Origin of the sequence: Bacillus sp. AR13-1, assembly GCF_008042285.1 — a bacterium.
GTDB classification, from domain to species: domain Bacteria; phylum Bacillota; class Bacilli; order Bacillales; family Bacillaceae_G; genus Bacillus_A; species Bacillus_A mycoides.
Genome location: NZ_QNUA01000035.1, coordinates 59,520 through 72,027, shown reverse-complemented (window position 1 = coordinate 72,027; position 12,508 = coordinate 59,520). Strand labels below are relative to the sequence as shown.

Genomic DNA, 12,508 nt, shown 5'->3' with positions numbered 1-12,508 from the left:
AAAGAAAATACATACAGTTGCCTTTTCTTTATTGGCAAATAAGGGGGAGAACACGATGAATGTATATCGTGGAGTTCATGAGTTGATTGGCCATACACCAATCGTAGAAATTACTCGTTTTTCACTTCCGAAAGGAGTCCGTTTATTTGCAAAGCTTGAATTTTACAACCCAGGCGGAAGCGTTAAGGATCGTTTAGGAAGAGAATTAATTGAAGATGCGCTAGAAAAAGGGCTTGTTGCAGAGGGCGGAACAATTATTGAACCGACGGCTGGAAATACCGGCATTGGACTGGCACTTGCAGCGTTAGAACATGATTTACGCGTTATTGTTTGTGTACCAGAGAAATTTAGTATTGAAAAACAAGAAATAATGAAAGCGCTAGGTGCAAAGGTCGTGCATACACCGACTGAGCAAGGAATGACCGGCGCAATTGCAAAGGCAAAAGAATTAGTAAATGAAATACCGAATTCATACTCTCCAAGTCAGTTTGCGAATGAAGCAAACCCTCGTGCTTATTTCAAAACATTAGGTCCTGAACTTTGGGATGCATTGAATGGAGAAATTAACATATTTGTTGCAGGGGCAGGAACTGGCGGTACGTTTATGGGAACTGCGTCTTATTTAAAAGAGAAAAACATTGATATTAAGACGGTTATTGTAGAACCAGAAGGATCTATTTTAAATGGTGGTAAAGCTGGTTCACATGAAACAGAAGGGATTGGTCTTGAATTCATCCCGCCATTTTTAAAAACATCTTATTTTGATGAAATTCATACAATTTCTGATCGACATGCATTTTTACGAGTGAAAGAGTTAGCGCAAAAAGAAGGCCTTCTCGTTGGGAGCTCTTCAGGAGCGGCATTTCATGCAAGCTTACTTGAGGCAGAGAAAGCAGCACCAGGTACGAATATTGTAACGATTTTTCCTGATAGTAGTGAGCGCTATTTAAGTAAAGACATATACAAAGGATGGGAATAAAAAATGAGAGCAAAGACAAAATTAATTCATGGTATTCGCATAGGAGAACCTTCAACTGGATCTGTAAACGTACCGATTTATCAAACAAGTACGTATAAACAAGAAGCAGTTGGTAAGCATCAAGGATATGAATATTCACGTACAGGCAACCCAACACGTGCAGCTTTAGAAGAAATGATTGCAGTGTTAGAAAATGGTCATGCTGGATTTGCATTTGGTTCAGGGATGGCAGCTATTACAGCAACTATTATGCTATTCTCAAAAGGAGATCACGTCATTTTAACAGATGATGTTTATGGCGGTACGTATCGCGTTATTACAAAAGTACTAAACCGTTTCGGCATTGAGCATACATTTGTAGATACAACAAACCTAGAGGAAGTTGTAGAAGCAATTCGTCCAAATACGAAAGCGATTTATGTAGAAACACCAACGAACCCATTACTAAAAATTACTGATATTAAGAAAATATCTGCTCTTGCTAAAGAGAAAGATTTATTAACAATTATTGATAACACATTCATGACGCCATATTGGCAGTCGCCAATTTCTTTAGGAGCAGACATTGTGCTTCATAGTGCAACGAAATATTTAGGAGGACATAGTGACGTAGTTGCAGGCCTAGTAGTTGTAAATAGCCCGCAATTAGCAGAAGACCTTCACTTTGTACAAAACTCAACAGGAGGTATTCTTGGCCCACAAGATAGCTTCTTACTACTTCGTGGTTTAAAAACATTAGGAATTCGTATGGAAGAACATGAAACGAATTCACGTGCGATTGCCGAGTTTTTAAATAACCATCCAAAAGTAAATAAAGTATATTATCCAGGTCTTGAATCCCATCAAAACCATGAACTAGCAACAGAACAAGCAAATGGATTTGGTGCTATCATCTCATTTGATGTAGATAGTGCGGAAACGTTGAATAAAGTACTTGAGAAACTGCAATACTTTACACTTGCTGAAAGCTTAGGAGCAGTAGAAAGTTTAATTTCTATACCATCTCAAATGACACATGCATCAATCCCAGCAGATCGCCGTAAAGAATTAGGAATTACAGATACATTAATTCGTATCTCTGTCGGAATTGAAGATGGTGAAGATTTAATTGAAGATTTAGCACAAGCGCTAGCATAATAAAAATGCACTGCTAATGTAGAGCAGTGCATTTTTATTATATTAATTTGTGAAACATTTCACAAATTAGACATACACAAATGAAATGATTTCATGTATATTGAATTCATGAAATGTTATTCACGAATAAACTTGTGAAATATTTCACAAACAATGAGATTCATGTAGGACGGTAACTCTATTTTTTTTTCGCTAATCGGGACTTTTTATGACCTATAGGGACTTATAAAGTCCAGAATAGCAGAATAGGAGGAAATTTACATGGTAGTCAAAGAGAAAGTTGTAAATGAAATGCAAGAGGTAAAAGAGATGATTGATACGTTAGTAGATAACGGTCAAAAAGCTTTACAAGCATTAGAAAGTTTTACACAAGAGCAAATTGACAACATTGTTCATGAAATGGCGCTTGCGGGTGTCGATCAACATATGCCGCTTGCGAAGTTGGCTGTTGAAGAAACGGGCCGTGGCGTATATGAAGATAAATGCATTAAAAATATTTTTGCCACTGAATATATTTGGCATAGTATAAAGAAAGATAAAACGGTAGGAATTATTCATGAAGATCCTCATGAAGAAATAATAGAAATCGCAGAACCTGTCGGTGTAGTAGCTGGGGTAACGCCAGTAACGAACCCAACATCGACAACAATGTTTAAAGCATTAATCGCGATAAAAACGAGAAATCCAATTATTTTCGCATTTCATCCTTCTGCACAAAACTGTTCCGTTGCAGCGGCAAAAACAGTATATGATGCAGCAGTGAAAGCTGGTGCACCAAAGCATTGTATTCAATGGATTGAAAGACCTTCTGTGGAAGCAACGAAACAATTAATGAACCATGATGGTGTCGCACTCATTCTAGCAACTGGAGGGGCTGGTATGGTGAAATCGGCTTATTCTACTGGTAAACCGGCGCTAGGTGTAGGGCCAGGTAATGTACCATGTTATATAGAGAAATCGGCACATGTAAAACGTGCTGTTAATGATTTGATTTTATCGAAAACATTTGATAACGGTATGATTTGTGCGTCAGAACAAGCCATCATTGTAGATAAGGAAATCTATAATGATGTTAAAGCAGAAATGATTGCAAATAATTGTTATTTTGTAACAGAGGAAGAGAGAAAGAAATTAGAAAAGCTTGTTATTAATGAAAATACATGTGCAGTAAATAGTGATATTGTTGGGAAATCAGCACAGTATATTGCTGAATTAGTAGGAATTACTGTACCTGAACATACAAAAATGCTTGTAGCTGAAATTAAAGGCATCGGAGCAGCGTATCCACTATCTCGTGAGAAACTGAGCCCAGTGTTAGCTTGTGTAAAAGCAAATTCATTAGAAGAAGGATTTACATATTGCGAAGAAATGTTAGAGCTTGGTGGCCTAGGGCATTCAGCGGTTATCCATTCTACAAATAAAGAAGTACAAAAACAATTTGGGTTACGTATGAAAGCCTGCCGTCTCATTGTAAATGCACCTTCATCACAAGGTGGAATTGGTGATATATATAATGGATTTATTCCATCACTTACGCTTGGTTGTGGCTCCTACGGGAAAAACTCAGTTTCCCAAAACGTAACGGCGACTCATTTATTAAATATAAAAAGGTTGGCAAATAGAAAAAAGAATATGCAGTGGTTCAAATTACCACCCAAAATTTATTTTGAAAAACATGCGACAGCATATTTAGCAAACATGCCTAACATTTCCCGCGCATTTATTGTAACGGATCCAGGGATGGTTGAGCACGGTTATGTAGATACAGTTACGCACTATTTGCGTAAGCATACAAATGATGTGAAAGTTGAAGTTTTCTTTGAAGTTGAGCCAGATCCATCAGATGAAACTGTATTTAAAGGTGCGGACATGATGAAAAGCTTTAAACCAGATGTAATTATCGCGCTTGGTGGCGGTTCAGCTATGGATGCAGCAAAAGGGATGTGGCTATTCTATGAGCACCCAGAAACGACATTCTATGGAATAAAACAGAAGTTTTTAGATGTAAGAAAACGTACATGTAAGTATCCGAACTTGGGAAGTAAAGCACAATTTGTTGCCATTCCAACAACATCAGGGACGGGATCAGAAGTGACGCCATTTGCGGTTATTACAGATAAGAAAAATAATATTAAATACCCGCTTGCGGATTATGAATTAACACCAGATGTAGCGATTGTTGATCCGCAATTTGTAATGACAGTACCACCTCATGTGACGGCAGATACTGGTATGGACGTATTAACACATGCAATTGAAGCGTATGTGTCTGTTCTGGCAAATGACTATACTGATGGTTTAGCATTAAAAGCAATTGATCTCGTATTTAAATATTTACCGAGAGCATATAAAGATGGAAATGATGAAGAAGCACGAGAAAAAATGCATAATGCTTCCGCAATCGCAGGGATGGCATTTGCAAATGCTTTCCTAGGTATTAATCATAGTTTAGCGCATAAAATTGGACCGGAATTCCATATTCCGCATGGACGTGCGAATGCAATTCTTATGCCGCACGTAGTTCGCTATAATGCTATTAAGCCAAGAAAACACGCATTGTTCCCAAAATATGAGCACTTTGTGGCTGATGAACGCTATGCACATATTGCGAGAATGCTCGGGCTTCCAGCAAGCTCAACAGCGGAAGGTGTGGAATCACTTGTCCAAGCAATTATTGAGCTTGGAAAAAGCTTAAATATAAATATGAGTATTGCAGGACAAGGAGTTGCTAAAGACCAATTTGAAGGAGTTGTTGGATTATTAGCAGAAAGAGCTTTTGAAGATCAATGTACAACAGCTAATCCAAAATTACCGCTCATTTCAGAGCTGAAAGAAATCTATATGGAAGCATATAAAGGCGTATAATAGATAAAAAAGAGCCGCGAGTAAGCGGCTCTTTTTTACTTTGGAAAACATCTCCCAGATTGGTTCTATTTACTTGTCTTTAAGCTTGATAGAATGTGATAAAGTGAGGATGGGAGTGATAAGCAGATGAAAGAATTACAAGAAAAAATAGCAGATTATACCCGGTTTGCACAAGTACTTTTAGCTATAAGTACATTTTTAATGATCGGTTTATTAATTCCAAGTGGAATAAAAAGTATGGTACAGTCTTTTGTTATGATGGGGAATATTATTGTATTTTTAGTTCTTGCTTTTTTCTTCTTTAAGCGTGTTAGAACGATGCGTGATCAATTAGAGGAGAGCGAATATGAAGAAAATTGTTAAATAGGGCGCTACGAAAAGAAGAAATCTTTTTGTAGCGTTTTTTCATTTTTGTAGAAAATGTATGCGTTTCATATTGACAATGATAATCCTTATCAATTAAAGTAGAATAGTAGTTAATGATTATTATTATCAATTAGAGGTGAAAGAATGAACAAATCTATTACGCTGTTCACAGCGATCTTATCTATTTTTTTCTTATTAATAGGTTGCAGTGCAAAAGAAAACGAAAAAGCATCCGCAACAAAAACAGACAAAGGAACAGACAAAATCGAAATTACCGATCTCTCAGACAGAAAGATAACATTCAATAAAGTTCCTGAAAGTTTTGCTACGTTGAGTATGGGAGACATGGATATTATTCATGCTTTAGGTGGAAAAATAGTAGGTCGTCCGGATACAAAATTAACTCTCCCAGAGGAATTAAAGAAAGCACAAGTAATCGGGAATGCACATCAACCGAATTTTGAGCAAATTGCTAGTTTAAAACCGGATGTACTTGTTGCTAACAATGGATTCCAAAAGAACATTCCAACGGTCGAAGGACAAGGAACAAAAGTAATCATTTCTTCAGCCAACTCTGTAAAAGATATTCAAAAGGGTATTGAAATGTATGGAACAGTAATGAAGAAAGAAGATAAAGCAAAAGAGCTTAACAAAAAAATTAATGATCAAATGAAGAAATATGAGAAAAAGAGTGACGTTAAAGCGTTGCTAGTTTATGGAGCACCAGGCACTTATTTAGCAGCATTACCAACATCTCTATCAGGGGATATTTTAGAAAAAACAAGCGGGAAAAATATCGCAGCTAGTTTTCCAGAAATGAAAGAGTATCCGCAATATGCACAGCTAAGTGTAGAACGTATTATTGAAGCAAATCCAGATGTGATTTATTTAATTACACATGGAGATCCCAATAGTGTGAAAAAAGCATTTGAAGGCGAAATGATGAAAAATGAAGCATGGAAAAATTTAGATGCAGTAAAACAAAATCGTGTAGTTATTTTACCACCAGATTTATTTGGATCAAATCCTGGGACAAAAGTTACAGAAGCGATGGACTTTATGTATAAAAGTATACAAGATGTAAGGAAATGATAAGTATGGAGAGTAGTGAAATATTAAGAGAAAAGGAACATCCTTTTGCGAGAAAAAGGTGGATAATAACAGTTACTTTAGTCGTATTAACTGTTCTAGGTCTTTTTTATGGCCTTTTTGCAGGGAGCTTATCTTTTTCTTTACGAGACATTATAGAAGGTATACAAGATGAAGGTTCGACAGTTCATCGAATTGTATGGGATCTTCGTATACCGAGAGTGCTCGTTGGTTTTATAGTAGGAACGTGTTTAGCTGCATCAGGAGCATTATTGCAAGGGGTTATGAGAAATCCTCTTGCAGATCCTGGAATTATCGGAGTTTCATCAGGAGCAGGTCTTGTAGCAATTATAATCATGATTTTATTTCCTCAACATATGGCATTCTTACCACTAGGAGCGTTTTTAGGAGCTTTTATTACAGCAATGGTCATTTACGCACTATCATGGCAAAAGGGGGCGCCACCTTCACGAATTGTATTAGTAGGTGTTTCAATAAACGCATTAATTGGTGCAGCGACTTCAGCGCTAATGTTATTACATAGCGACAAAGTACAATCAGTTTTACCGTGGTTAGCTGGTGGTATTGGTGGTGTTAGTTGGGCACATTTAAATATGATTATTTACTATGCGATATTCGCTATTATATTAGCTTTCTTCGGTATTAAACATATTCGAGTATTAATGCTTGGGGATGAAATGGCAAAATTATTAGGGTATAACGTGGAAAGAAGTCGATTTTATTTAATAGTAGTAAGTACAATGTTAGCTGGAATAGCAGTTAGTGTTTCTGGTCTTATTGGATTTGTCGGTCTTGTTGTACCGCATATGTTACGTTTATTAGTTGGAAATGACTATAAATATTTACTGCCATTATCATGCCTTGGCGGTGGGATATTACTTGTTTTTGCGGATGCGATAGCTCGAAGTTGGTTCGATCCAATCGAATTGCCTGTTGGTATTTTATTGTCCTTCTTAGGTGGTCCGTTCTTCTTATATTTAATCCATAGAGGAGGAAAACAACGTGATTTCCGTTAACAAAGTGTTTTACGCACATTCTGAAAGATTTCAAATGCAAAATATGAATGTACATATTAAAGCTGGAGAAATCGTTAGTTTAATCGGCCCGAATGGATCGGGGAAATCTACTTTGCTTCGTTTAATAGCACGGCTACTTAAACAAAGCGAAGGAGACATCATTTTAGATGGGGAAAATATTTATACGATGAAGAGTGCAGATGTAGCGAAGCAATTAGCGATGTTACCACAAATGCACGATCATCAATTAGATTTAACAGTGAAAGAACTAATAGAGTTCGGAAGAGGTCCTCATAAATCATGGAGTAGTCGCTTAAATAAAGAAGATGAAGAAATTGTTGATTGGGCATTGTCTGTTACAAAGCTTGAAGGGTATGAATATCGTCTTTTACAATCCTTATCAGGAGGAGAAAGGCAACGTGCTTGGATTGCAATGACGCTTGCACAACGCACAAATGTCTTACTATTAGATGAACCAACAACCTTTTTAGATATCGTCCATCAGTTAGAAGTAATGGAACTTGTTAAACGATTAAACGAAGAGTTTGGTATGACGATTGTAATGGTTTTACATGATATTAATCAAGCGGCTCAATATAGCGATCGTTTACTCGTATTAAAACAAGGGAAGATTCAGTATGATGGCGTACCAGAAGAAGTACTATGTCATCAAATGTTTCAGCGTGTATTTGGAATTGAAGTTGATATATTCCAAGGGAGTGACAAGCCATTTTTTACACCGAAACGAATTTGTGAAAAGGGAGAAGAGAGATGCAAACAGACGAGCGTATTACCACTGAGTTAGTAAGGGAATTTGTTATGGCAGCTCACGGAGATCTAGAAAGAGTACAGGAGCTTTTGGCCGAATCATCGAGCTTACTTCATGCTTCTTATAATTGGGGTGGCTCAGATTGGGAAAGTGCCTTAGGAGCAGCGGCCCATGTAGGCCGTAAAGATATTGCTCTTTATTTACTGGAAAAGGGAGCTCGGATGGATATTTTTGCAGCAGCTATGCTGGGTGAACTTGAAGTCGTACAAGCCATTTTAGTAGCACAACCAGAAGCATTACGTGCATCTGGCCCACATGGCATCTCTCTTCTTCAACATGCACGAATGGGTGGAGAAAAAGCTCAGCGTGTATTTGAGTACTTAACAGTGCTTTCTTAATGACCGCAAAGTTCTTATGTGCGGTAAACTTTCCACTCAAAGGATTGGAAGGTTTACCGCCCGTTAGAACGGGATAAGTATCTAGTATATTTGAAAATCCTACACCCCCTCAATTGTAGTTTTCTTTATACTAGTTATGATATGGATGCAGTAGACACTCTTTTGTCTACTGCTTTTTTTTGATATAATACACTTTTATAAGATTGAATTTTCTTTCTTTTTGGTAACTTTCTTGATATGAATTATTCAACACTTACGTAGTTTGAAATATGTTGTTATGTAATGAGGTTCAAAATGATGGGAGTGAATAAAAGAGTGTTCCATACAGATCGCTTACAATTTCGCAAATATACAATGGATGATTTACCATTTTATGCTTCTTTATGGGGGGATGAGAAGGTAATGCGCTATATTGGAAATGGAACGTTAAAAACATTTATGCAATGTAAAAAAAGTTTGGAGGAGAGGGTACTTCCAAATTATAAAAATGGTCTCGGTTTATTTGTAATGATTGAAAAGGAAACAGGGATAAGAATTGGTCATGCAGGACTTGTCAAGCAGACGGTAGATGGAAAAGAGGAAATTGAGATTGGCTATTGGCTACTTCCTAAATATTGGGGGAAAGGGTATGCGAAAGAGGCTGCGGCGGCTTTTCGAGACTATGGTTTTCAAGCATTACAAATGAATAAATTAATTTCACTTATTAATCCGAACCACCCAGCTTCAATATTTGTTGCTAGAAAAACAGGGCTTAGTTATGAGAAAACAACTTCATTTCATGAGATGGAAGTTCTCGTTTATTCCATTAAGCGGGTTGGATGAAAAAAGGTGAATTGCATTTTTTGGAGAATGGTATATAAAAAATAAAGGGAGGGATTACATGTATATTTATCATAATGGATTAATTATTCGTGAAGGAACGAATGGAGTGCCAGCATATGCGATTAAGACATTATTTGAAGATGCTGGCTGGAGTAATGATAATATCCCTTCTTGGCAAATTGAAAAGTTTACGATTGCATTTGAAAATTCAACATGGGCTTTCACAATTTGGGATGAAGAAGAAATGGTCGCGATGGTTAGAGTGATTTCTGATCAAATCATGGTTGCTAACATAGTAAATTTAGTTGTGAAGTGTGAGTATAGGGGGAAAGGGTTAGGTAAGAAACTTGTAGCTCTTTGTTTACAAAAGCTTCCGCATGGCGATTGGTTTGCGCATACGTCCGCTAACAATTTTGATTTTTATAGAAGTTGTGATTTTGAAGTAAGAGAGTTATCAAGAAATGGAACATGTGCGTACTATGGGTATCAAGTGGCCAAAGAGGAAGGGCATCGATAACTTATAAGGTAATAAAGAAAAAGGATTGCTATTTTAATAATATAAACTGAACTGAGACTCATTTTGTGATAAAATAAAAGAAAATTCAGTTTATTAAACGGGGGATAAAAATGAATGTAAAAGTTGGGGATATATTTAAATACGAAAGAAGATTTACCGAGGAAGAAGTTTTTGAATTTGCAAATATTACAGGCGATAAAGGTAGACATCATATGGAATATGATGAGAATGGAAGATTAATGGTCCATGGTTTATTGACTGCTAGCATTGGGACGAAAGTAGGCGAAGAGTTACATTACATAGCGAGGGAATTAGTAAGTGAGTTTATTAGACCAGTTTTTACAGGGGATACGGTTACTTGTGAATTAACTTTAACAAATATTGAGCAAATGGAAGGATATAAAAAAGTTTCAATTGAGTCAGTTTATCGCAATCAACATGAAAAGACCGTACTAGTTGGGACGAGTTATGGAATTATAAGGGGATAAAAAAGAAGCCTGTTACGAAACAGGCTTCTTTTTTATCGTTTAGTAAACACGTTTTCGATTTTCCGCATGACTAGAGATAAGTAATAATGCAGATTCTTCACCTATATTGCGAACAATATGAGGAACGCATGCATTCCAAGAGAAAGAATCACCTTCTTCTACAATCGCAATATCTTCTCCATGTTGAACTTCTAGTTTTCCGCGTAATACAAGATGACACTCTTCACCTTCATGAGCATTTGGTGAGTTTTCTTTCGGGAATCCGGCAGAAATTTCTACTAGAGATAGGCGGAGACCACCTTGCTCCGCAACATGCTCAATTCTTTGTTCATCTTTTCCATACACACTGTATTTACGCTCTTCTTTTTTTACAATTTTCAAACGATCTTTTTGTTCTAACAATAAATATGGAAGGGGGACATTTAAAAAATTAGCGATCATTTCTAAAGTTGAGATAGATGGTGATGTTTTATTGTTTTCAACCTGACTCATAAAGCCTTTAGAAAGACCTGTTCCTTCACAAATTTGGGCAATCGTAATTCCTCTACGTTGACGAATTTCACGAATCGCAGAACCGATATTCATAAAATCATGCTCCTTTTTGTAAACAACTATTTGTATCATAGCAAAAAAAAAATATTTTTTCTCATGAAAAATGAATTGACGAATAAAAATAATTAGTGTATGTTTTGTAATGTAAATAAAAGTTTTGTATAACAAAACTATAAAGGAGAGAAAGAAATGAATCAACATATTGGTAACTTAATTATTCGTATCGTGTTAGGGGTAACGTTCTTTATGCACGGTTTAACAAAATTCCAATCAGGAATTGACAATATTGCAGGGTGGTTTACAAGCATTGGCTTACCAGGAGGACTTGCATACGGTGTAGCAACAGTTGAATTAGTTGGAGGTCTATTGTTAATTCTAGGTTTAGGCGTAAGGTATATTGGCTTATTATTTGCACTTGTTATGGTTGGAGCGATTGTGAAAGTAAAATGGTCAGCTGGTTTGTTAGGAGACGGGAAAAATCCTGGATTTGAGTTAGAACTTGCATTATTAGCGATGGGTGCTTACTTATTTGTTGCGAAAGCTAATGGTTTTGTAGATAATTTCTTAAAAGAGAAAATGTTAAAGAAGAATTAATTAAAATGGGGGTATAACAAAATGGGCTTTCCACTTCATCCCGAAACAACACTTGGGGTTGTTCATTTATATGTATCAAATTTAAAGAAATCGCTAGAGTTTTATACAGAAGTATTGCGTATGAAGGTACTGGAAGAAAAAAGTACAATCGTTACGTTTGGTAATGAGGACAATGAGCCACTTCTCATAATAGAAGAAAAGGAAGACGCTCTTCCGAAGCAAAGAGGTCGAACTGGTTTATATCACTATGCAATTTTATTACCAAACAGACAAGACTTAGCAAATATTCTTCGTCATTTTGTTGAGAGAGTACACCCATTACATGGTGGGGCTGACCATTACTTTAGTGAAGCTCTTTATTTAGCTGATCCAGATGGAAACGGGATTGAAATTTATCATGATCGCCAAAAAGAAGTTTGGCATGATGAAAATGGAGAGCTACCATTTGTTAGTAACCCGTTAGACGGCGAAGGATTATTACAGCAAGGAAGTACATGGAATGGGTTCCCGGCTGGTACTGTGATGGGGCACATTCATTTACATGTAGCTGACTTAGAAGAAGCGAAACATTTCTATGTTGATGGCCTTGGTTTTGATGTAACGATTCCAGCTCGTAATGGAGCGTTGTTCGTATCAGCAGGTGGTTATCATCACCATGTCGGTTTAAATACATGGCAGGGTGAAGGTATACCACCACAAATGCCAAATTCCGTTGGTTTGAAATATTTCACAATTGTACTAGCAGATGAAAAACAAAAAGAGCAAGTGTGTGAAAGTTTAAAATATATTGGCGTAGTTGCTACGTATAAAGATGGAATATTACAGGCCAAGGATCCGTTTGGACATTGTATACATTTTAAAGTGAAAGGAGAAGCCTAAAAAGGCTTCTCTTTTT

The 12,508-nt window shown here is 36.6% G+C and carries 14 protein-coding genes; 13 read left to right on the top strand and 1 reads right to left on the bottom strand.

Going from position 1 to position 12,508, the window contains the following annotated elements; translation table 11 throughout:
- Window positions 1-55: 55 nt before the first annotated feature.
- The 11 genes from DN408_RS22705 to DN408_RS22655 all read left to right on the top strand — a co-directional run bounded on the left by DN408_RS22705 (window position 56) and on the right by DN408_RS22655 (window position 10,467).
- Window positions 56-979 (top strand): O-acetylserine dependent cystathionine beta-synthase, encoded by a 924-nt coding sequence (locus tag DN408_RS22705; protein ID WP_002129198.1) that lies wholly within the window; start codon window positions 56-58, stop codon window positions 977-979.
- Between the two features lie 3 nt (window positions 980-982).
- The gene (locus DN408_RS22700; RefSeq protein WP_002067265.1) at window positions 983-2,116 is read left to right on the top strand and encodes a bifunctional cystathionine gamma-lyase/homocysteine desulfhydrase; all 1,134 of its coding nucleotides are present in this window, start codon (window positions 983-985) and stop codon (window positions 2,114-2,116) included.
- 261 nt (window positions 2,117-2,377) lie between these two features.
- Window positions 2,378-4,981, top strand: a complete 2,604-nt coding sequence (adhE, locus tag DN408_RS22695; protein WP_147740404.1) for a bifunctional acetaldehyde-CoA/alcohol dehydrogenase — start codon at window positions 2,378-2,380, stop codon at window positions 4,979-4,981.
- Window positions 4,982-5,107: 126 nt separating this feature from the next.
- Window positions 5,108-5,344, top strand: coding sequence for a YrhC family protein (locus DN408_RS22690; protein ID WP_078177922.1), 237 nt, complete (start codon window positions 5,108-5,110; stop codon window positions 5,342-5,344).
- A gap of 147 nt (window positions 5,345-5,491) precedes the next feature.
- A complete protein-coding gene (locus DN408_RS22685) occupies window positions 5,492-6,439 on the top strand; it encodes an ABC transporter substrate-binding protein (protein ID WP_078177921.1) in 948 nt (315 codons plus the stop codon).
- Window positions 6,440-6,444: 5 nt separating this feature from the next.
- Complete coding sequence (locus tag DN408_RS22680) at window positions 6,445-7,473, top strand: FecCD family ABC transporter permease (RefSeq protein ID WP_078177920.1); 1,029 nt, start codon at window positions 6,445-6,447, stop codon at window positions 7,471-7,473.
- Window positions 7,460-8,278 (top strand): ABC transporter ATP-binding protein, encoded by an 819-nt coding sequence (locus tag DN408_RS22675; protein ID WP_002129193.1) that lies wholly within the window; start codon window positions 7,460-7,462, stop codon window positions 8,276-8,278. Before DN408_RS22680 ends, DN408_RS22675 begins: the two co-directional genes overlap by 14 nt.
- Complete coding sequence (locus DN408_RS22670; RefSeq protein WP_078177919.1) at window positions 8,245-8,640, top strand: ankyrin repeat domain-containing protein; 396 nt, start codon at window positions 8,245-8,247, stop codon at window positions 8,638-8,640. The genes DN408_RS22675 and DN408_RS22670 overlap by 34 nt, the downstream gene beginning before the upstream one ends.
- 294 nt (window positions 8,641-8,934) lie before the next feature.
- Complete coding sequence (locus DN408_RS22665) at window positions 8,935-9,462, top strand: GNAT family N-acetyltransferase (protein WP_078177918.1); 528 nt, start codon at window positions 8,935-8,937, stop codon at window positions 9,460-9,462.
- A 58-nt stretch (window positions 9,463-9,520) separates the two neighbouring features.
- Window positions 9,521-9,979: a GNAT family N-acetyltransferase gene (locus tag DN408_RS22660; protein ID WP_002129190.1), complete on the top strand. Its 459-nt coding sequence runs from the start codon at window positions 9,521-9,523 to the stop codon at window positions 9,977-9,979.
- Between the two features lie 110 nt (window positions 9,980-10,089).
- Window positions 10,090-10,467 carry a hotdog family protein gene (locus DN408_RS22655; protein WP_002129189.1) on the top strand — a complete coding sequence of 126 codons (378 nt, stop codon included), beginning with the start codon at window positions 10,090-10,092 and terminating at the stop codon, window positions 10,465-10,467.
- Between the two features lie 39 nt (window positions 10,468-10,506).
- Here DN408_RS22655 and DN408_RS22650 read toward each other — a convergent pair whose 3' ends face one another.
- Window positions 10,507-11,052: a helix-turn-helix domain-containing protein gene (locus DN408_RS22650; RefSeq protein WP_002015249.1), complete on the bottom strand. Its 546-nt coding sequence runs from the start codon at window positions 11,050-11,052 to the stop codon at window positions 10,507-10,509.
- Between the two features lie 156 nt (window positions 11,053-11,208).
- Between DN408_RS22650 and DN408_RS22645 the strand changes: the two genes are divergently transcribed.
- Together DN408_RS22645 and DN408_RS22640 are read left to right on the top strand one after the other, a co-directional pair.
- Window positions 11,209-11,613: a DoxX family protein gene (locus DN408_RS22645; protein ID WP_002015248.1), complete on the top strand. Its 405-nt coding sequence runs from the start codon at window positions 11,209-11,211 to the stop codon at window positions 11,611-11,613.
- A 21-nt stretch (window positions 11,614-11,634) separates the two neighbouring features.
- A complete protein-coding gene (locus DN408_RS22640) occupies window positions 11,635-12,492 on the top strand; it encodes a VOC family protein (protein WP_050000293.1) in 858 nt (285 codons plus the stop codon).
- The last annotated feature ends 16 nt before the right edge of the window (window positions 12,493-12,508 follow it).